Source organism: Anaerotignum sp., assembly GCF_031981185.1.
Classification (GTDB): domain Bacteria; phylum Bacillota; class Clostridia; order Lachnospirales; family Anaerotignaceae; genus Chakrabartyella.
Genome location: NZ_DALYUL010000058.1, coordinates 2,916 through 3,189 on the forward strand (window position 1 = coordinate 2,916; position 274 = coordinate 3,189).

Below are 274 nucleotides of genomic sequence, written 5' to 3' on the forward strand. Positions count from 1 at the left end.
CAGAAGATATTTTTGATTCTTTTCCATCAACTTCGATTGTAAAATCTGAAATTTCCTGAACCATTATCTCTTTTATTTCAGATGAAACGGCGTTAATGTTTTCATCTGCTTCTTCTCTATTCCCGCTTAGTATAATAGTTTTCGTATTCTCATCCCATTTTGCATTTTTTCCCATAATCTGGCCAATTTCATGTAAAGGTAAATAGGTGATGCCCTTATACAAAATAGGTAATGAAACATTGCCGTCTTCCTGTGTAAAAAGACACTTTTCACC

At 33.6% G+C, this 274-nt stretch carries 1 protein-coding gene; it reads right to left on the bottom strand.

What is annotated here, in order from left to right:
* Positions 1–274: stalk domain-containing protein (locus RTK36_RS16420; protein WP_312048296.1), on the bottom strand; the 274-nt coding region annotated here is incomplete at both ends.